The sequence below is a fragment of the Streptomyces sp. NPDC057249 genome, assembly GCF_042669245.1.
GTDB lineage: Bacteria > Actinomycetota > Actinomycetes > Streptomycetales > Streptomycetaceae > Streptomyces.
In genome coordinates this window covers 153,718-173,646 of sequence record NZ_JBHUXS010000014.1, presented here as the reverse complement: position 1 = coordinate 173,646, position 19,929 = coordinate 153,718, and the positions used below count along the sequence as shown (strand labels likewise).

General features: G+C 72.1%; 13 protein-coding genes, 1 tRNA gene and 1 pseudogene. 5 read left to right on the top strand and 10 right to left on the bottom strand.

The features are described 5' to 3' along the window. Nucleotides 1–15 precede the first annotated feature (15 nt). From ACFUJY_RS25115 to galU, 9 genes and pseudogenes are all read right to left on the bottom strand, one after another. Nucleotides 16–1,008 (bottom strand): annotated as a pseudogene (locus ACFUJY_RS25115) (MarR family transcriptional regulator). Nucleotides 1,009–1,388: 380 nt separating this feature from the next. Continuing rightward, nucleotides 1,389–5,801, bottom strand: a complete 4,413-nt coding sequence (gene pglW, locus ACFUJY_RS25110; protein WP_383303582.1) for a BREX system serine/threonine kinase PglW — start codon at nucleotides 5,799–5,801, stop codon at nucleotides 1,389–1,391. Between the two features lie 198 nt (nucleotides 5,802–5,999). After that, a tRNA-Ala gene (locus tag ACFUJY_RS25105) sits at nucleotides 6,000–6,073 on the bottom strand. Between the two features lie 97 nt (nucleotides 6,074–6,170). Further along, complete coding sequence (gene glpR, locus ACFUJY_RS25100; protein ID WP_383303579.1) at nucleotides 6,171–7,289, bottom strand: gephyrin-like molybdotransferase receptor GlpR; 1,119 nt, start codon at nucleotides 7,287–7,289, stop codon at nucleotides 6,171–6,173. A 136-nt stretch (nucleotides 7,290–7,425) separates the two neighbouring features. Then, complete coding sequence (locus ACFUJY_RS25095) at nucleotides 7,426–8,049, bottom strand: GNAT family N-acetyltransferase (RefSeq protein WP_383303576.1); 624 nt, start codon at nucleotides 8,047–8,049, stop codon at nucleotides 7,426–7,428. 17 nt (nucleotides 8,050–8,066) lie between these two features. After that, nucleotides 8,067–8,582: a molybdenum cofactor biosynthesis protein B gene (locus tag ACFUJY_RS25090; RefSeq protein WP_383303573.1), complete on the bottom strand. Its 516-nt coding sequence runs from the start codon at nucleotides 8,580–8,582 to the stop codon at nucleotides 8,067–8,069. Beyond that, nucleotides 8,579–9,079: a cyclic pyranopterin monophosphate synthase MoaC gene (gene moaC, locus ACFUJY_RS25085; RefSeq protein WP_383303570.1), complete on the bottom strand. Its 501-nt coding sequence runs from the start codon at nucleotides 9,077–9,079 to the stop codon at nucleotides 8,579–8,581. The genes ACFUJY_RS25090 and moaC overlap by 4 nt, the downstream gene beginning before the upstream one ends. A 122-nt stretch (nucleotides 9,080–9,201) precedes the next feature. Further along, nucleotides 9,202–10,512 (bottom strand): gephyrin-like molybdotransferase Glp, encoded by a 1,311-nt coding sequence (gene glp, locus ACFUJY_RS25080; RefSeq protein ID WP_383303567.1) that lies wholly within the window; start codon nucleotides 10,510–10,512, stop codon nucleotides 9,202–9,204. A 4-nt stretch (nucleotides 10,513–10,516) separates the two neighbouring features. Then, nucleotides 10,517–11,419 (bottom strand): UTP--glucose-1-phosphate uridylyltransferase GalU, encoded by a 903-nt coding sequence (gene galU, locus ACFUJY_RS25075; RefSeq protein ID WP_383303564.1) that lies wholly within the window; start codon nucleotides 11,417–11,419, stop codon nucleotides 10,517–10,519. 106 nt (nucleotides 11,420–11,525) lie between these two features. Between galU and ACFUJY_RS25070 the strand changes: the two genes are divergently transcribed. Further along, nucleotides 11,526–12,110: a 5-formyltetrahydrofolate cyclo-ligase gene (locus tag ACFUJY_RS25070; RefSeq protein WP_383303562.1), complete on the top strand. Its 585-nt coding sequence runs from the start codon at nucleotides 11,526–11,528 to the stop codon at nucleotides 12,108–12,110. 37 nt (nucleotides 12,111–12,147) lie between these two features. Here ACFUJY_RS25070 and ACFUJY_RS25065 read toward each other — a convergent pair whose 3' ends face one another. Further along, nucleotides 12,148–14,901: a penicillin acylase family protein gene (locus ACFUJY_RS25065; protein WP_383303559.1), complete on the bottom strand. Its 2,754-nt coding sequence runs from the start codon at nucleotides 14,899–14,901 to the stop codon at nucleotides 12,148–12,150. A 278-nt stretch (nucleotides 14,902–15,179) separates the two neighbouring features. Here ACFUJY_RS25065 and ACFUJY_RS25060 point away from each other — a divergent pair, with 278 nt between their 5' ends. From ACFUJY_RS25060 to ACFUJY_RS25045, 4 genes are all read left to right on the top strand, one after another. Beyond that, nucleotides 15,180–16,652, top strand: coding sequence for a potassium/proton antiporter (locus tag ACFUJY_RS25060; RefSeq protein WP_383303557.1), 1,473 nt, complete (start codon nucleotides 15,180–15,182; stop codon nucleotides 16,650–16,652). 315 nt (nucleotides 16,653–16,967) lie between these two features. Further along, nucleotides 16,968–18,251 (top strand): MFS transporter, encoded by a 1,284-nt coding sequence (locus ACFUJY_RS25055; protein WP_383303554.1) that lies wholly within the window; start codon nucleotides 16,968–16,970, stop codon nucleotides 18,249–18,251. A gap of 67 nt (nucleotides 18,252–18,318) precedes the next feature. Then, entirely contained in the window at nucleotides 18,319–18,663 is a 345-nt protein-coding gene (locus tag ACFUJY_RS25050) for an FmdB family zinc ribbon protein (RefSeq protein WP_383303551.1), read from the top strand. A gap of 112 nt (nucleotides 18,664–18,775) precedes the next feature. Further along, nucleotides 18,776–19,609 (top strand): S-methyl-5'-thioadenosine phosphorylase, encoded by an 834-nt coding sequence (locus ACFUJY_RS25045; protein ID WP_383303549.1) that lies wholly within the window; start codon nucleotides 18,776–18,778, stop codon nucleotides 19,607–19,609. Nucleotides 19,610–19,929 lie beyond the last annotated feature (320 nt).

Sequence of the window (19,929 nt, the reverse complement as noted above, 5' to 3'; positions counted from 1 at the left end):
GCCCGGGGCAGGGGTTCAGCGCATCCTCAGTTGTTCGCGGATCCGTCGCACGTGGCCTTGGACGTCACACTCGGCGCCGGAGTCCTCGTCGGGTGCCGGGTCGGTGGCGGGTGCGTGGGTGCTGCGGAGACAGGGGCCGCACAGGCCGTCACGGAACGCCTTGGGCGGGCCGGGTGTGCGGCAGTCGGCGCACTCGATCATCAGGTGGCGGACGGGAGCAGCCTGCGTGGCGGAAGCGGGAAGGTCCGGCGGGAGCTTGTCGCGGAGGCGGCGGCGGACGAAGCCGACGGGTGAGTCGACGGCTTCGGGGAGTCCAGCGGTGAGGGCGTGGGTGAGGTGGTTGGCGTCCGCGCCGCGTGCGAGCCACTGGGCGGCCAGCTGCTCCAGTGCCGCGCAGTCAGCGGCGGACAGGACCAGGCGGGGATCGGTACGGCCCAGCTCCGCCAGCGCCAGGTACGCGGGCGAGGGGCCCTGCGACTGCCCGGTGCGCTGCTGCGGCAGGACCGGGGCGGGCGCCGGGGCCTCCGGCGCGTCCGTGGCGGCGGGTTCGGCCGGGACCCACGGCGGCGGGCCCACGGGCGCCACCGGCTGCGGGGCGCAGCGGGTCTCCTCGGCGGCGAGGAAGGCGGTCCACCACTCGTTGTCCCGGGCGGTGCGCGACCAGAAGGTGCGGGTCACCCAGCGGATGCCTTCGCCGTCGCCGACGGCGCAGCGCACCTGGCGCAGATGGCCGGCCACGGCCAGGGCCCGCAGTGCGCTGCCGACGGCCATCTGCCCGTACAGGGGCTGGCACTTGGCGAGCGACTTGATGTTCATCGCCGCGCCGTCGGGAAGGCGGTCGACGTACCCGGCGATGTACCGCTCCCGCTCGGGCAGGATCGCGAAGTCATCGGCGCGGGGCGGGTTCTATCCGGGGACGGCTCGCTTTCCGTATCCGGGACTGGCCTTCGGGTACGGGGCCGAGCGAGCGGACATCGACGGGGCGAGGCTAAGGTCTTGGGCAGCCACGAGATCGTCTTTCTAGGTGTTTCGATCTTGGGGTCAGACCCCGGCCGGTGCGTTCTACACCACGTCGGGGTCGCTTGCGTCTGGCCGCACCGTAGGCATTCGCGACTCTGCGCCGCAAGTCGGTCACGAATAGTCACACTTGCTCGCCGTGACGGGGTGGGGAGGGTGGGAGATTTTCCCCCTTCTTCTACCTACCGGTTGTACGTCACCGCTCGGATCTCGGCGCTCGGGTCCCGACGCCCGAATCCCGAGACCCGAGACTCGGGTCGGCCCCCGTCCGCGTACCCACGAACGAGTGAACAGACCCAACGCCCCACCCCCCGGACCTCGAAACCCAAGATGAGACCCGAGCCCCGGCACGGAACCGCGCCGCCCGACCGCTACGCCGCGACGTCCGCCCGCAGCTCCTTCAGCGACAGCCCGTCCAGGACCGCCCACTCACTCGCCCGGTCCACGACATCGACCGTCCGTCCGTCCAGCGCCGGTGTCGCCTGGGGGTCCTCCGCCGGGACCAGCAGCCACAAGCCGTGCGGTGCGTCCGCCGGGCGGCGGGCCGCCTCCTGCAACGCGACCAGCAGCCCCCGCCCACCGGCCTCCCAGTAGCGGGCGGCCAGACCGGCCTGATGGGCCAGGAGCACCGTGCGCGGACCCGCCTGCTCGGCGATCTCGGTGACGCGTGCGGTCACGCGCTCCGCCGCGAGACGGGTGTACGAAGCGAGCGCCGCACCGAGGACCCCGGTCGCCGCGAACTTCGCGTCCGCCTTCAGCAGTGCGGGCCATCGCACGCCCTGCTCCTCGGTCAGTTCGCGCAAAGCGGTGAGGAACAGCTCGTCGAGCGATACCGGAACCACTCCGTACCGGACGGCCAGCCTGCCAGCCACCCCCGGCAGTTCGGCGCCCTTGAACGTCAGCGCCAGGAAACCGCCACGCTTCTGCGCGGTGTCCAGCCGCGCGGCAAGCACTCGCCGGGGGTCCCTGCCCTTGGCCAGTTCGCCCTGTGCGGCGCTGAGCAGCGCGCCCGTACTGGTGAGCGCCGACACCGACACCTCGTGTCGGCTCCCGCGAAGCTCCCGGACGCGCGGCAGGAAACGCTTGCGCTGCGGCACGTACTCGAGCGGGAAGTCCGCCTGCGTCAGGGCCTCAGCCAACTCGACATACGTGGTGTCCGCCAGAACCGCCAGCCCGGGGAACCGGGAGCGTACCCGCGCCAGCAGATCAGCCGTGGAGATACCGACATGGGCCCGCACCCCGGCCGGTGCCTGCGAGATCCGCAGCGCACGCGGAAGATCGAGATCCAGCGGAAAGAGCTCCAGCCGCGGGGAGAAGCCGACACCCCGGGCCAGGGCCGCGGCAAGCTCCACCAGCCGTGTGTCGGCCAGCGGCACTATCCCGTCGGGCGCCTTCACCGCGCGCAGCTCGCGCAGCACGGTCGCCCGTCCCGGCAGCGGGTCGCGATACGCCACCACCGCCGCGGCCTCGCCGAGCCGTGCCGCGTACTCGGCCAGCTCGACCGGGGTCGGCTCGTCGGCGCCCGGCTGGTCCTCCAACGCCAGGACGACACGCCCGGCACGGCGCAGTACGGCCAGCCGGGCCGGAGCCTCGCTCGGCACCCCCGTGTCATCGGCGCGTCTGCGGGCCTCGGTCTCCACCGCCGCACGAACCACGGCGAGCGCCATACCCAGGGTGTCCGCGGAGCCGGCGTCGCCCGCGCCGTGCCGGGCGCGCAGCTCGCCCGCCAGCTCCTCGGCCGTCATGACCCGGCCCTGCTCGGCGAGGATCGTCACCAACTCGTCGCGGATACGGCCGAGCCACGGCAGGAGCGCCCACTGCTCGACCGCGGCGAGCTGGTTCTTGGAGACGGTGGTCTGGCTGACACCGAGCGCCTTCGCGATGGCCGCCTGGGCGGGCCACGGCTCCAGGAGCGCGGCGTCCGGGAGCTGAAGCGTGGCACGCACGACATCGGGCCGCGGCTTCGTACCGCGGTTGCCCTGTGCCGGAGTGAGCCGGGCCGCCAGCGTGTCCACCGATTCCAGCACCGCCTCGGGGGCGTCCGCGGCAATCGGGGCGGGTGCCTTGGGGGCGGGCTTCCTGCGCAGGTCGTACGTCCACTGACGATGGCGCCGGTTGAGCTCCTTACGGATCACGTTGCCCGCACCACGGGCGCGGGAGATCGTGTGGGGCGGGATGTCCAGCAGCGCGTCGACCGTGGCGGCCCCCAGCCCCGCGGCGACCGACACGGCTCGGGGCGACAGCCCGGCGGCCTCCAGCGGAGTCGTCAGTACGGCGGCGGCCGCCGCTTGTTCGCGCGCGTCCTCGACGTCCTCGGCGTTCACGCCCACGGTTGCCGGAGTGGTCGCGGGGCGGGCCGAGTCCGCCCTCCGGAACAACTGCCGCCAGGCCTCGGTCATCTGGCGCAGACTGTCGTAGCGCTGCTCGACGTCCCGGTGCAGGGCGCGCTCGAAGAACTCCGTCAGCCCCTCGCTGAGCGCTGGGTCGAACAGCTCACGCGCCACATACAGCGTGGCGTCGAGGACGGTGCGCGGGTCGCCCTGGCCGTCCCCCCACACGGGGCGCTCACCGGACGCCATCTCGTGGAGCGTCACAGCGGCCGCGTACCACTCGGCGTGATCGTCGTAACGAGCCCGGCGGCTGTCGCCCAGGAAGGGGTCGAGATAGCCCCGTGTGCCCGCGTGGATGTCCTGGTCGGGCGCGTTCGCCAGCGAGAAGTCGAACAGCATCAGCTGCCAGGAACCGTCACTGCGCTTGAACAGCCCCAAGTTGTCCGGCTTGATGTCCCGGTGGCGCACCCCACGCGCGGCGAGACTGTCCAGAGCATCGAGGAGATCGTTCCCGAACCGCTCCAACTGGTCGTACCCCAGCGCGCCCTGGCCGCGCAGCCTGGACCCCAGACTGACCGGGTCCTGATCACCCTGCGGACGGAATCCACCGGCGTACTCGATCTCCAGGACCGTGCGGCCGGCCACCTCACGGGGCTCCGCGAGCAACTTGGCGATATGGCCGCCGCCCACCTCCTTGAGCGCCTGCGCCTCGGCGAACAGACGAGCGCCCTTCTCATGGTCCAGGGCGACCTTGAAGACACGCGGGACATCCTGGTCGGCCGGCCCGTCGGCCTCCGTGCGCCGCACGAGCAGCGCACGTGCGGTGGCCCCCGTGCCGAGCACCCGGGTGACCGTCCAGGTGCCGTCGAGCGGCTGACCCGGCTGCACGGTCAGCGGATCCGCGACCACACCCCCCGGCTGGTCGGCCGGTGCGGCATCTGCCTCTGCGGCGTCCAGGAGACGCAGGAAGTCGTCGGGCGACGAGAGCCGCTCCTGCAGGTCGGCCGCTGTCGCCTGGAAGACCAGATCGTCCAAGGCGGCCGAGACGCTGTCGGCCACCGCGTACGGGTGCAGTCCGCCCTCGGCGGCCAGTCGGTCGACCAGGGCGCTGCGCCGGTCCGCAGGCGGCCGGCCGGTCAGCAGGAGGTAGGCGAGGCTGCCCAGCCCGAAGACGTCGAGGTCTACGGGATCGGCGAACTCCTGATCCGTCTCGGGGGCGAGGTACACCTGGGCGATGTCCGCGATCAGGCCGGCATCCAGCGGTGTGTCCCCGAGCGACCGGTGCAGAGACGTCTCGAAGTCGCGCGCCGCGGTCTGCCAGTCCGCGATGCGCAGGACCGGTTCGCTGCCGTCCTCCCGCGCGGAGACGTACACCGAGCGGGCGGAGAGGGCACGGTGGTAGAGCGACCGGTTGTGGGCATAGCGCACGGCCTCGGCCAGCTGCCGCACCAGGTCCAGGCGGACCGACGGAGTGAGCCGGCCCCCGTACGCATCCAAGTAGGCGTCCAGACGCAGATCCGCCTCACGGTGCCGGAACAGGATCGCCGGGCCGCCCTGGTGCTCGTGGATCTGAACGGCCTGCACGATGCCACGGTGGTTGATGCCCTGCAGCACCTGGTACTCGCGGCGGGCCGCCCGGTCCACGCGGCGACGCTGCTGCCCGGAGGCGGCCTCCCCTGCCAGGTAGATCCTGACCCTGCCGCTCTCCTGGACCAGGCCGTCATCGCGTACGGCGAGCCGGTCCTCCCATCCGGGCCCGGCGTCCAGGGCGCGCGGCACCAGTCGCCAGCCGTCCCCGAAGCGAAGGTGCGCCGTCGACTGGCTGACGCCGATGCGCTTCATCAGCTTCTCGAGCAGTTGGCTGTCCTGCGGCGTGACCCGCCAACTCTCCCGCTCGGGGGGAAGTGCCAGCAGACCGTCCCAGATGCCCGGCAGCCCGCTCACGCCGTCATTGCGCCCGAAGACCCCCGTGCGCTGGAACTCGTCCAGCTCGCTCACCAGGTCCGCGTCATGAAGGAAGACCGCAGGCTTGATATACGGAATGCGCCGCGGGTCCTCCTTCATGGCCCGGGCAGCCCGTTCGAGCCGGCCCTTGAGCTCCTTCGCCTTGAGGTCGGTGAGATGCAGAGGGTTCTTCAGGGTCCGCACCCGGTCGGCATGGAACTGCCACGTGTCGCCGTGGTTCACCACCCGGCCGGGATGCCCCTTCAGCTCCAGCAGATACAGACCGCCCGGCACGGCGATCAGCAGATCGCACTCGTTGACCCGGCCGGAGTCCGCCGTGAACTGGAACGTCGCCCACGCCCGGTACGGCTCGGCCCTCGGCATCAGCTGCCGGACGTGATCGAGCCCTTCCTGCTCCCAACGGAAGCCGGAACGGCGTGGCTGGTACCAGTGCTCGCGTGGAGCGGGAGGGCCCGGCTTCGGAGCGGACGGCCGCGGGGCTGACGCCACCGGAAGACCTCCTGAGGTCTGACAAGTGTGGGTACGGACGGGGGAGGGCAGCGCCTTCGACGCAGTCGCCCCATAAGGATCGGCCAACCCGCCATACGGTCACCACGTGCGCTCTGCGGCATCCCGACCGGCATCCTAATCCCACCCGCCACGCCAAGAGCCCCTGCCGGGTTTCCCGGCAGGGGCTCTCTGTTGCAGTGGACCTGTGGGGATTTGAACCCCAGACCCCCTCGATGCGAACGAGGTGCGCTACCAGACTGCGCCACAGGCCCTTGCGACGTGTGAAACTCTAGCACCCTCCAGGGGGTGCTCGGAAATCCGTTCCGCGCTGGTCAGCCGTGGCGTGGCTCACGGCCGTCCGGCGCGGCGTCACTCGTTGGCCGCGCGGGGGCGTTCGCCGTCCTCGTACTGGTCGAAGAGCGGGGTGCGGCCCCGGTCGCGGGAGCGGCGGGACTGCGGGGAGCGCCGGCGCGGCGCCGGGTCCACGGGCTGGGCCGCGGGGTCCGGCTGGGCGGGCTCGGCGGCGCTGGAGCGGGCCGCGCTCCAGGTCTCCGGGTCGCCGACCTCGACCCCGCCCGTGGCGCGCGGGGCGACCGGGGCGGTGACGTAGGTGGGCAGGGGCACCGGGACCGGCTCCCAGCTGTCGCCCTGGACCCGGCCGCGCTCGCGCTGCTGGTCCACCCACTCCGCGTGGTCCGTCTGCTCGACCAGGGCGCGGCGGCCGGCCTCCTGCGGGGAGACCGTGGGCGTCGGCTCGGGGACCGGGTGGCGCGGCTCGGAGTCCTCGTCGGCCTCGGCCGGTGCCGTGGCGGCGGGCTGGTGGCGGCGGGGGCGGTTCTCGCGGAGCCGCTGGGCCGCCACCTCGGCGCGCCGCTGGTCCATGGTGAACGCGAACCGGCGCCGCTCGTGCGTCCTCAGGTGCGCGATGTACGCGCTGAGGAGGACCGCCGGGACCGCGGGCGCCCACAGGAAGCGCAGACCGCCGACCGCCGCCACGATCGCGCCGAGCGTGAAGGCGAGGAAGAGGATCACGGTGGTGCGCCGGCGGCGCGCGAGGACCTGGTGGCGCTGCGCGCGCCGGGCGCGTTCCGCGTCGATGCCGCCGGGGCGCGCACGCCGGGCGGGGGCGGCGGGCTCGGCGCCGCGCCGCTTGCGGGCGGCGCGCTCCGGCGTACCGGCCGGGTCGTGCATCCGGGCCTCGGTGTGCGCCGGGGGCGCGGCGAAGGCCCGGACGTCAACGGGGTCCAATCGGTCCGTGTCCGCGTCCGGGTCGGCGTCGGGTGCCGCCTCGTCCTCGGTGCGCTCCTGGAGCCCCTTGGCATACCGGCGCTCCATCGCCGCCCGGCCGGACAGCAGCCGGATGGCGGTGCTGAAGCGCTCCGTCGGACGCTCTTCGTTCAGCTCGTCCTGCCTGCGGAGCCACATCGGCACCAAGTAGGCGGCCCAGGCCCCGACGATGACTGCGTAGATGAGGCCGCTGCTGCTCACATCTCACACCGTAGAGGGGTTTGCGCGGAGGCATCCGCCAATTGGCGCGGTGTGTCGCACGATCCGGCCGATATCGCGGACTTTTTTATGAGGGCCCGGATCAGCCGATCGAGAGTAATTCGAACAAATTTTTTATTTATGCGGGAGGCTCCGGCTGATCCGTACGGGGAACGGGCCGCGAACGGTGCCACCTCCGCAGCAGCCCGTCCGGCACTTCCTCCGCCGTGAGCGCGTAGATCAGGTGATCGCGCCATGCCCCGTCGATGTGCAGATAACGCGGACGCAGCCCCTCCTCGCGGAATCCGAGTTTCTCCACGACCCGCCGGCTGGGCCCGTTCTCGGGCCGGATGCACACCTCGATGCGGTGGAGCCCCACCACCTGGAAGCAGTGGTCGACGGCGAGCGCGACGGCGGTGGGCATCACCCCGCGCCCGGCCACCTCCCGGTCCACCCAGTAGCCGACGTGCCCCGAGCACATCGAGCCCCAGGTGATCCCGGCGACGGTCAGCTGCCCGACCAGCCGGCCCCGGTACTCGATGGCGAACGGCAGCATCCGGCCGGCGTTCGCCTCGGCGCGCAGGTGGCGGATCATCTGGCGGTACGTGGGCCGCTGGGCCACCGGTCCGCCGGGCGCGGGCGGCGGGACCGTCGCCTCCCAGGGGCGCAGCCAGTCCCGGTTGCGCCGGTTGACCTCGCGCCAGTCGCGCTGGTCGCGCAGCTTGATGGGCCGGAGGGCGACATCGCCGTCCGCCAGGATCACCGGCCAGGTCGGGACGTTCAGCTCGGGCTCCCGGGTCGGGGGTGGTCGCCGCCGCGCAGCTGGTCCACGGCGTGCACCAGGAGCCGTTCGAGGACGGCGAGGCCGTCGCGCACCCCGCCGGTCGAACCGGGGAGGTTGACGATCAGGGTGCGCCCGGCCACGCCCGCGAGGCCCCGAGAGAGCGCGGCGGTGGGGACCTTGTCGCGGCCCTCGGCCCGGATCGCCTCGGGAATGCCGGGCACCTCGTGGTCCAGGACGCGGCGGGTGGCCTCGGGGGTGCGGTCGGTGGGCGAGATGCCCGTACCGCCGGTGGTGACGACCACGTCGTACGCGGATGCCACCGCGGTCCGCAGCGCCCGCTCGACCGGGTCGCCGTCCGGCACGACCTCCGGTCCGTCGACGGTGAAGCCGAGCCCCGTCAGCGCCTCGGCGATCAGCGGCCCGCCCTTGTCCGCGTAGACCCCGGCGGACGCGCGGTTCGACGCGGTCACGACGAGGGCGCGGTACGGGGCCGGGGTGCCGGCGGCGCTCACGCGCCGGTCCCGGGTGCCTGGGCGCGTACGTAGTCACCGGACTTGCCGCCCGACTTCGCCTCGACCCTGATGTCCGTGATGACCGCGGCCTTGTCGACCGCCTTGACCATGTCCACGACGGTGAGCGCGGCGACCGACACCGCGGTCAGGGCCTCCATCTCGACGCCCGTGCGGTCGGTGGTCTTCACCGTGGCGCTGATCTCCACGGCGTCGTCGGCCACGCTCAGCTCGACGCCGACCCCGGAGACGGCCAGCGGGTGGCAGAGGGGGATCAGGTCCGGGGTGCGCTTGGCCCCCATGATCCCGGCGATCCGTGCGGTGGCGAGGGCGTCGCCCTTGGGGACCCCCTCGCCCCGGAGCAGTTCGACGACACGCGGCGACACGAGGACCCGGCCGCTGGCCCGGGCGACGCGCGCGGTGACGTCCTTGCCGGAGACGTCGACCATGCGGGCGGCCCCCGCCTCGTCGATGTGCGTCAGCCTGTTCTGCGTACTCAACTCACTCCGCCTAGCGGTATGGGCGCCGGATTCCCCGGGCCGCACCGGGGCGCGGGTCCGGGGGCCGGGGGGTGGCCCCCGGACGGCACAGCGCCAGATACCGTACCGCCACCGGGGCGCGGTCAGCGGAGCAGGACCACCTCGGTGTCGGAGCCGGGTTCGGCGGAGGTGACGTCCTCGCGGAGCACGATCAGGGCGTCGGCCTGGGCGAGCGCGGCGATCAGATGCGAGCCGGAGCCGCCGACGGGCGTGACGGTGCCGGCCTCGGCGTCGTACGTCCCGCGCAGGAACTGGCGCTTCCCGGCAGGCGAGGACAGGGCCTTGTCCGCGACGAGCACCGCCTTCACCGTCGGGCGGTCGACGGCGGGCAGGCCCATCAGGGCGCGGATCGCGGGGCGGACGAACAGCTCGAAGGAGACGTAGCTGGAGACCGGGTTCCCGGGGAGGGCGAGCAGCGGGGTGTGCTCGGGGCCGATGGCGCCGAAGCCCTGCGGTTTGCCCGGCTGCATGGCGAGTTTGCGGAAGTCCACGCCGCCGCCCGGCCCGTCCTCGTCGCCGACGGAGGACAGGGCCTCCTTCACCACGTCGTACGCGCCGACGCTGACGCCGCCCGTGGTGACGACGAGGTCGGCCCGGATCAGCTGGTCCTCGATGGTGGCGCGCAGGGTCTCGGCGTCGTCGGCGACGGCACCGACGCGGTAGGCGATGGCCCCGGCGTCCCGGGCGGCGGCGGTGAGCGCGAAGCTGTTGGAGTCGTAGATCCGGCCGCCCGTCAGCTCGCCGCCGGGCTGCACGAGTTCGCTGCCGGTGGACAGGACGACGACGCGGGGGCGGGGCCGCACCTTGACGGTGGAGCGGCCGATCGCGGCGAGCAGGCCGATCTGGGGCGGTCCGATCACCGTGCCCGCCTTGAGCGCGAGGTCGCCGGGGCGCACATCGCTGCCCCGTTCCCGGACGTGTGCCCGGGCCTCGGCGGGGCGGTGGACGCGGACCTCTCCGCCGGCGCCCTCCGGGGCGTCGCTGTGGGCGCGCATCGCGGTGGCGGGGCCCTCGCCCGTACCGCCGTCGGTCCACTCGACGGGGACGACCGCCTCGGCGCCCTCCGGGAGCGGGGCGCCGGTCATGATGCGGGCGGCCTCGCCCGCGCCGACGCGCCGGCCGGGGCCGAGGCCGTCGTCGCCTGCGGCGACGTCCCCGATGACGGTGAGGACGGCGGGGAACTCCTCGGTGGCGCCCTCGACATCGGCGACGCGCACCGCGTAACCGTCCATCGAGCTGTTGTCGAAGGGCGGCAGGGCGACCTCCACCACGACGTCCTCGACCAGGACGCAGCCCTGGGCCTCGGGCAGTTGCAGCTCGATGGGTTCGAGCGGCTTCACCGCGGCGAGGATGTCTTCCAGGTGCTCGTCCACCGACCAGATCGTGCTGCTCAAGGTGCTACATCTCCTCGGTGACGTACCGGCGGAGCCAGCTGCGGAACTCCGGCCCCAGATCTTCACGTTCGCACGCGAGTCTGACAATGGCACGCAGATAGTCGCTGCGGTCGCCGGTGTCGTAGCGGCGGCCCTTGAAGACGACGCCGTACACGGGCCCGCCGGCCTTCTCGTCCTCGGCGAGCAGTTGCAGGGCGTCGGTCAGCTGGATCTCGTTGCCCCGGCCCGGCTCGGTCCGGCGCAGTATCCCGAACACCGCGGGGTCCAGGACGTAGCGGCCGATGACCGCGAGGTTGCTGGGCGCGTCGGCGGGTTCCGGCTTCTCGACCAGCCCCGTGACGCGCACGACATCCGCCTCGGCGGTGGGCTCGACGGCCGCGCAGCCGTACTGGTGGATCATCGCGGGCGGGACCTCCATGAGCGCGATGACGCTGCCGCCCTCGCGCTCCTGGACCTCGGTCATCCGGGTCAGCAGCGGGTCGCGGGGGTCGATCAGGTCGTCGCCCAGGAGCACCGCGAACGGCTCGTCGCCGACGTGCGGCGCGGCGCACAGGACGGCGTGGCCCAGGCCCCGGGGGTCGCCCTGGCGGACGTAGTGCATGGTGGCGAGGTCGGTGGACTCGCGGACCTTGCGCAGCCGGTCGGCGTCGCCCTTGCGGGTCAGGGCGCCCTCCAGCTCGTAGTTCCGGTCGAAGTGGTCCTCCAGGGGACGCTTGTTGCGGCCGGTGACCATCAGGACGTCGTGCAGTCCGGCGGCCACCGCTTCCTCGACGACGTACTGGATGGCAGGCTTGTCGACGACAGGCAGCATCTCCTTGGGAGTGGCCTTCGTGGCCGGGAGGAAGCGGGTCCCGAGGCCCGCCGCCGGGATGACGGCCTTGCTGATCCTGGAGCTCGACTGGGTCATGCGCTGAACTTTAACGGGGCCACGTGGGCGGAAGATGAGGCTTCGGTTAACTTTGTCCTCATATGGACCTGTCCGAGAGGCCGGTGGGTGCCCGTTGAACACCGACATGTCCGCAAAGGCCGTACTGCGGCGCGAATTGCTCGCCGCCCGCCGCCTCCTGACGGGCCGGGACGTCGAACGGGCCGCCTCGGTCCTCGCCCGCCACGCGCTCGGACTGCCGGAGCTGGGCGGGGCCCGTACCGTCGCCGCGTACGTCTCGGTGGGGCGCGAGCCGGGCACCCGCGCGCTGCTGGACGCGCTGCGCGCGCGGGGCGTACGGGTGCTGCTGCCGGTGCTCCTCGCCGACAACGACCTGGACTGGGCACCGTACGAGGGCGCCGAGGGACTCGCGAAGGCGGGGCGCGGGCTGCTCGAACCCACCGGTGAGCGGCTGGGCCCCGACGCCGTCCTGGAGGCGGACGCGGTGCTGCTGCCCGGGCTCGCGGTCGACGCGCGCGGCATGCGGCTGGGGCGCGGCGGCGGCAGCTACGACCGGGTGCTGGCCCGCCTGACCGCCGCCGGGGCCGCACCCGCGCTCATCGTCCTGCTGTACGCGAACGAGGTGACCGCGCGGGTCCCGGCGGAGCCGCACGACTTCCCCGTGGACGCGGTGGTCACACCCGAAGGCCCCCGGCGCTTCAGCGTGAGCTGAGGCACCGGGGGCCTTACCGGAGACCTGAGGGGCGTCCCTACGGTTTCAGGGTCAGCGTGTCCGTGGTCGTCCCGGCCACGGCGTTCGTGCCGTAGGCCCAGGGCAGCAGTTCACCGTTGACCCACTTGTCGGTCTGGTCGGTGTAGTGCGCGCTGAACGCGTGCCCGGAGGCGCCGGTGAGGTTGATCCAGCGGGACTTGTCCCAGTCGGCCACGTTGACGACCATCCGCATCGACGGCACCCAGACCACTTCGTAGCCGCCGGCCGCGTTCCAGCCGGTGGCGTCCACGGCGGCCTCGCCGCCGCCGAGGTTCCAGGGGCCCCGGTTCAGGAGCCGCTGGAGGAGTCCGGGGCCCTCGGTGCCCAGGGTCTGGTTCTTCAGGGTCAGCTGGTGCAGCCGGCCCCAGTTCCAGGTGGTGATGTCCTTGCCCAGCTTGGCCGTCAGCTCCCAGCGCGCGTCCTCCATGGCGCGGGCGAACAGCTCGTCGCGGGTCTCGGTCGCCTTGTCCTTGCGGCTCTTGGGCGACTTCCACCACGTGCTGTCCGGCTTGTCCATGAGGTTCGCGACGACCTGGTACCAGCGGTCACCGCCGTCCGGCTGCGCGGAGTCCGGTGAGCGCTGGCCGCACTCGCGCACCAGCCGGTCCTGCTCGTCGGCCGGGCCCGAGTTCTTCGCCGGCGGCACGTTCAGGCACTCGCCCTCGACGCGCATCTCCTTGGGCAGCTTGTCGCCGAAGGCGAGCTTGAGGATGTTGCGCCAGACGCCGTTGAAGTACGCGGCGGCGGCCGAGTCGGCCTCCTGCGTGTAGTCCCAGCCCTCCAGCAGCTTCTGCGCCTGCCGGACGTCCTTGTCGGAGATGTTGATCTTCAGCAGTTCGGGCACCAGCAGCGCGGCGATCTCGCTGGTGTTGTCCATCTGCATCTTCTGCATGTCTTCGGTCGAGATCTTGCCGCCGCCCTTGATCTTCGACTGGATGAGGTCGTTGATCCGCTGGCTGCGGCTGCCGTAGCCCCAGTCCTTGGTCAGCAGGTACGGGTACGTGTCCTCGTCGATGACCGCCTGGTTGGCGGTGACGATGTAGCCGCGCTTCGGGTTGTACTCGTAGGGCAGCTCGTCGAACGGGATCGGGTCCTTCTTCCAGCCGTACGCCGAGGACCAGCCGGGGCTGGGCGTGGTGCCGTCGCCCTGCTTGCGGACCGGGATCTTGCCGGGGGCCTGGTAACCGATGTTGCCCTTGGTGTCGGCGTAGATGAGGTTCTGCGAGGGGACCTCGAAGTGCTCGGCCGCCTTGCGGAAGCCGGCGAAGTCCTTGGCGCGGTTCAGCTCGAAGACGGCGTCCATGGAGTGGCCGGGCTCCAGCGCGGTCCACTTCAGCGCGACGGCGTAACCGTCGGCGCGGTCCGGCGCGGAGTTGGCGACGGGGGCCTTCTGGCCGACCTTCTCCAGCTCGCTGCTGCGGTCGGAGACCAGCGGGCCGTTGTTGGTCTCGCGGACCGTGATGTGCCGGTCCTTGCCGCCCGCGACCTTGATGGTCTCCTCGCGGGTGGTGAACGGCTTGGTCTTGCCGTCGTACAGGTACCCGTCGGTGGTGACCTTCTCCAGGAAGAGGTCGGTGACGTCGGCGCCGAGGTTGGTGAAGCCCCAGGCGATGTCCTGGTTGTGGCCGATGATCACACCGGGCATGCCGGAGAAGGTGTAGCCGGCGGTGTCGTACTTGCAGGCTTCGGAGACCTGCCGGCAGTGAAGGCCCATCTGGTACCAGAGGGACGGCAGCATCGGCGCGAGGTGCGGGTCGTTGGCCAGCAGCGGTTTGTTGGTCGTCGTGTACTTGCCCGAGACCACCCAGGAGTTCGAGCCGATGCCGGTGCCGTTCGGGCCGAGCAGCGCGGGGATCTCGTCGAGGGTGTCGGAGAGCGCGCCGAGCTGCGTGTTCAGGCCCTGGGTCGCGCCCGCCACGGTGCCGGCGCCGGTGCCCTCGGAGTCCGTGGCCTTCGGGTCGAACGTGCCGGTGACCGAGGAGATGCCGCCCTCGGTGACGATCGGCTCGTGCTTGTCGTACGGGTACTCCGGGTAGAGCTGCTTGATCTCGTCGGCGTCGAGCCGGCTCGTCATCAGCGAGCGGTCGATCTCGTCCTGCATGTTGCCGCGCAGGTCCCAGGCCATCGCCTTCAGCCAGGCGACCGAGTCGACCGGGGTCCACTTCGTCGGCTTGTAGTCGTTGGTGAGGCCGAGCGCGGCGTACTCGACGGAGATGTCCTTGCCGTCCCGCCCGTCGAGGTAGGCGTTCACGCCGTCCGCGTACGCCTGGAGGTTCTTCTTGGTCTCGTCGGACAGGACGGTGTCGTACTCCTCCTGCGCGACCTTGCGCCAGCCCAGCGTCCGCAGGAAGGAGTCCGTCTCGACCTGGCCGGAACCGAACATCTCGGAGAGCCGGCCGGCCGTCAGGTGGCGGCGTACGTCCATCTCCCAGAAGCGGTCCTGCGCCTGCACGAACCCCTGCGCGCGGAAGAGGTCGGCGTCCGTGTCCGCGTAGATCTGCGGAATCCCGTAGCCGTCGCGCTTGACGTCGACGTTGCCGGAGAGGCCGTCGAGGTGGATGGTCCCGTTGGTCTGCGGGTAGGAGGCGCGCACGGTGGACACGGACCAGTACGTTCCGTAACCGACGCCCGCGACCAGCGCCAGCACCAGGACGATCAGGAGCAGGCGGGCGCGGCGCCCCTTCTTCTTCTTGCGCGGCCCGCTACCGGCGGTACCGGTGGCTCCGGAAGTGGCGGTTGTTGTGGCGGGCATCGCTGTCCTTCGAGGGCAGGGCGGTCCTGGGAGTGCAGGAGCAACCATAGGCGCAGCGCGTCACCCACTCGGACGCGGTATCGGGATGGCTCGAATTGCGTAGTGATCGTACGAATACTCGAACGCATCAAGAAAACGTTAAAGATTAGGTAAGGTAACGAAGTACCGGCCGCCGGAAGACGATCCGGCAGGCGTACGCAGGGAAGGACCGGCCACTGACTGTCCACACGCTCAACGAACTCCTGCTCGCCTGCTCACTCGTCCTGCTCGTCGCCGTCGTGGCGGTACGCATCTCGTCCCGCAGCGGGCTCCCCAGCCTGCTCCTGTACCTGGGCATCGGCATCGCCCTGGGCCAGGACGGCTTCTTCGACGTCAAGTTCGACAACGCGGAACTGACGCAGGTCATCGGCTACGCGGCACTGGTCGTGATCCTCGCCGAGGGCGGGCTCGGCACGAAGTGGAAAGAGGTCAGACCGGCGCTGCCGGCGGCCGCGATGCTGTCGCTGGTCGGGGTGGCGATCAGCGTCGGGGTGACCGCGGCCGGGGCGCACTACCTGGTCGGCCTGGAGTGGCGGCAGGCGCTCATCATCGGCGCGGTCGTCTCCTCGACGGACGCCGCTGCGGTCTTCTCCGTGCTGCGCAAGGTCCCGCTGCCCGCCCGCGTCACCGGCGTCCTGGAGGCCGAATCCGGCTTCAACGACGCCCCCGTGGTCATCCTCGTCGTCGCCTTCTCGACCATCGGCGAGGTCGACAGCTGGTACGTGCTGATCGGCGAGATAGCCCTGGAGCTGGCCATCGGCGCCGCCGTGGGCATCGCCGTGGGCTGGCTCGGCTCGTACGGGCTGCGCCATGTGGCACTCCCCGCCTCCGGCCTCTACCCGATCGCCGTGATGGCCATCGCGGTGTCCGCGTACGCGGCCGGTGCCATGCTGCACGGCAGCGGGTTCCTCGCCGTCTACCTGGCCTCGATGATCCTCGGCAACGCCAAGCTGCCGCACTGGCCGGCCACCCGGGGCTTCGCGGACGGGCTCGGCTGGCTCGCCCAGATCGGCATGTTCGTCCTGCTCGGTCTGCTGGTCACCCCGCACGACCTGCTGGACGACTTCTGGCCGGCCGTCGTCGTGGGCCTGGTGCTGACCGTGGTGGCACGGCCGCTGGAGGTCTTCATCTCGCTGGTGCCGTTCCGGTTGCCCTGGCAGGAGAAGGCCCTCATGTCCTGGGCCGGGCTGCGCGGCGCCGTACCCATCATCCTGGCGACCATTCCCATGGTGTCCGGAATCGAAGGTTCCACCCGGGTCTTCAACATCGTCTTCGTCCTGGTGATCGTCTACACCCTCATCCAGGGCCCGACCCTCCCCTGGCTCGCCAAGGCCCTCGACATCAAGGACGACCCGTCCGAGGCTTCCGATCTGGGCATCGAATCGGCGCCCCTGGAACGGCTGCGCGGGCACCTGCTGTCGGTGGCCATCCCCGCGAAGTCGAAGATGCACGGCGTCGAGGTCGCGGAGCTCCGCATGCCCGCCGGCTCCGCGGTCACCCTCGTGGTGCGCGACGACAAGAGCTTCGTACCCGCCCCGTCCACGGTGCTCAGGCGCGGCGACGAACTGCTCGTCGTGGCCACCGACCCGGTGCGCGACGCGGCCGAGGCACGGCTGCGCGCGGTCGCCGAGGGCGGCAAGCTGGCCGGCTGGCTCAAGCAGGGCACCGCCGGGCAGGAGGGGCACAAGCGCAACGCGAAGGCACATCACTGAGCACACACCGCGTTCACAGGCGGCGAGGGGCGGGGCGCACACAATCACAGGGCCTCCGCCCTTCCTGCCTGTAGCATGAAGGAAACCCAGAACCACCGATTGATCGACCAACTCTGCCTGACGCAGAGCTGGCGCGACCGTATGGCGGTCGTGGCGTCCTCCGTACCGGCTGTGCCCCGCACACCGGCCGCGAGCGCCCGGCATCTACCGCAGTTCCGCGCGAAGAGGACAGCTCTCGGCAGTCCCACCCGGGCCCGCACTCCTGTGCCGGCCGCCCCGGGGGCACGGCCACCAGGCGGCAGAAAGGCAAGGACCGTGGCGTCCACGGTCTCCGAACGTCCCGGATACGGGCAGCTGCTGCGCACCCCCGGGGCGTGGACCTTCCTCCTTCCCGGCTTCGCCGCACGGCAGCCCTTCGCGATGCTGACCATCGGCATCGTGCTGCTGGTCCAGCACACCACCGGCTCGTACGGCAGCGCCGGCGCCGTCGCGGCCGTCACCGGGGTCTCCATGGCCCTGTTCGCCCCGCAGACGGGCAAGCTCGCCGACCGGTTCGGCCAGCGGGCCGTGCTGCTGCCCGGCGTCCTGGTCCACGCCGCCTCCGTCTCGCTGCTGGTGACGCTCGCCCTCGCGGACGCGCCCCTGTGGGCCCTGTTCGCCGCAGCCGTGCCGACCGGCGCCTCCGTCCCGCAGATCGGCCCCATGGTGCGGGCCCGCTGGGCGGCGATGCTCGGGGCGGCACCGGGGCGCGAGGCCTCCCCGCTGCTGGCGACGGCCGCCGCGTTCGAGTCGGTGACCGACGAGTTCACCTTCGTCATCGGCCCGGTCATCGCCACCGCGCTCTGCACGGGCGTACACCCGGCGGCCGGCCTGATCGCGGAGGCCGCGCTCACCCTGGTCGGCGGCCTGCTCTTCGCCGCCCGGCGCGCCACGCAGCCGCCGGTCCGCGACCGCGCCCTGCCCGGCACCGAGCGGCACGCCTCCGCCCTGTCCGTCCCCGGCGTACGCGTGCTGGCGGTCGCCTTCCTCGGCATCGGCTCGGTCTTCGGCGGCATGCAGGTCTCGCTGACCGCGTTCGCCGAGGAGATCGGCAACCCGGGCGCCAACGGTGTGCTGTACGGGATCTTCGCCGCCGGCAACATGCTCGCCGGGATCGCCTGCGGGGCCGTCGCCTGGAAGTCCGGCCCCCGCCGTCGGCTGCTCGTCGGCTACACGGCGCTGGCGCTGACCGCGTCGGGCCTGTGGGCGATGCACTCCGCGCCGCTGCTCGCCGGGCTCGGCCTGCTGGTCGGGCTCTGCATCGCCCCGGCCCTGATCAGCGGCTACACGCTGGTGGAGGCGCTGGTGCCCGGGTCGGCGCGGACCGAGGCGTTCACCTGGCTGACGGGCGCGGTCGCGCTGGGCCAGGCGGCGGCGGTGACGGTGGCCGGCCGACTCGCGGACGGACACGGCGCGAGCGCCGGTTTCCTGGTCCCGCTGGTGGGTACGGTGCTGGCCCTGGCGACCCTGCTGACGCTGCGTTCGAGGCTCCTGCCGGCCGGTGCCGGGCGGACCGTGGCGCGTGGTGTCGGTCACCGCGGGCCGGTCACGGTGGACTGATCCAGCGGAATACGTCACTATGGAGCGTCGTTAGCACTCATCGAGTCAGAGTGCCAGGAGGAACAAAGTGCCGACCTACCAGTACCAGTGCACCGAGTGTGGCGAGGGCCTCGAAGCGGTGCAGAAGTTCACCGATGACGCCCTGACGGTGTGCCCGAACTGCGACGGACGCCTGAAGAAGGTGTTCTCGGCGGTCGGCATCGTCTTCAAGGGCTCCGGTTTCTACCGGAACGACAGCCGCGGCTCCTCGTCGAGCAGCACGCCGGCGTCGTCCGCCGCGAAGACCTCTGGTTCCGGATCGTCCTCCTCCAGCTCTTCGGCGTCGTCGGACACGAAGTCGTCGGCCGCTCCGGCGTCCACGTCGTCCGCATCCTCGTCCTCTTCCTCGACGAGCGGTTCGTCGGCCGCCTGAGCAGCCGGCTCCACAGCTTCCACCAAGACCCCGCCCGGCGGACCCGGCGGGGTCTTCGGCGACCCCGCCGCCCACCTGCCGCCGCAGCGGGCCCTACGCCTACTGTGGCCGCATGGCGAACGCAGAGATCGGTGTGATCGGCGGCTCGGGGCTGTACTCCTTCCTGGAGGACGTCACCGAGGTCCGCGTGGAAACCCCCTACGGAGACCCCAGCGACTCCGTCTTCATCGGCGAGACCGGCGGGCGCCGGGTCGCCTTCCTCCCCCGGCACGGCCGGGGCCACCACGTGCCCCCGCACCGCATCAACTACCGCGCCAACCTGTGGGCACTGCGCTCGGTCGGGGTGCGCCAGGTGCTGGGCCCGTGCGCGGTGGGCGGCCTGCGCCCGGAGTACGGGCCGGGCACCCTGATCGTGCCGGACCAGCTGGTGGACCGCACGAAGACCCGTGTGCAGACCTATTACGACGGTGAGACCCGGGCCGACGGGGTCCAGCCGAACGTGGTGCACCTGGGCTTCGCCGACCCGTACTGCCCCGAGGGCCGCAAGGTGGCGCTGGCCGCCGCGCGGGGCCGGGACTGGGAGGCGGTGGACGGCGGCACGCTGGTGGTGGTCGAGGGGCCGCGCTTCTCGACCCGCGCCGAATCGCGCTGGCACGCGGCGATGGGCTGGTCGGTGGTCGGCATGACCGGGCACCCCGAGGCGGTGCTCGCCCGCGAACTGGGCCTCTGCTACACCACGATGACCCTGGTCACGGACCTGGACGCGGGCGCGGAGGCCGGTGAAGGCGTCTCCCACGAGGAGGTGCTGAAGGTCTTCGCCGCCAACGTGGACCGGCTGCGCTCGGTCCTCTTCGACGCGGTGGCGGCGCTGCCGGCGACGGAGGGCCGGGACTGCCCGTGCGGGCACGCGCTGGACGGGATCGAGACGGGGATCGCGCTGCCGTAGGGAGCGTTGCGGCGGGGGTGCGGCTGGGGGGGCGCCGTGGCTGCGGGGGTCGCGGGTGCGGGGGCCCGGCTGCGGGTGTTCCCGCCTTCCCGTGCTCCCGCCTGTTCGTGTTCCCGCCTGTTCGTGTTCCCGCCTGCGGGTGACGGAGTTTTCCACATGCGGTGGACGGTCCACAGGCTCCGGCGGGAATCGGGGAGCTGGTGGATCGTGGGGGTCGTCCGGCGGCCGGGACCGCCCGGGGGCCGCCCCCCGGCCCCCCCCCGCCGCGCCGCCCGCCCGCGGGGGGGGGGGAGCGCGGCCCCCGGGCCCCCCCCCGACCC

Coding starts and splice junctions, on each gene's coding strand:
- galU (WP_383303564.1), bottom strand. CDS start 11,419: ATGACCCAGTCGAGCTCCAGGATCAGCAAGGCCGTCATCCCGGCGGCG.
- ACFUJY_RS25070 (WP_383303562.1), top strand. CDS start 11,526: ATGTCCGCAAAGGCCGTACTGCGGCGCGAATTGCTCGCCGCCCGCCGC.
- ACFUJY_RS25065 (WP_383303559.1), bottom strand. CDS start 14,901: ATGCCCGCCACAACAACCGCCACTTCCGGAGCCACCGGTACCGCCGGT.
- ACFUJY_RS25045 (WP_383303549.1), top strand. CDS start 18,776: ATGGCGAACGCAGAGATCGGTGTGATCGGCGGCTCGGGGCTGTACTCC.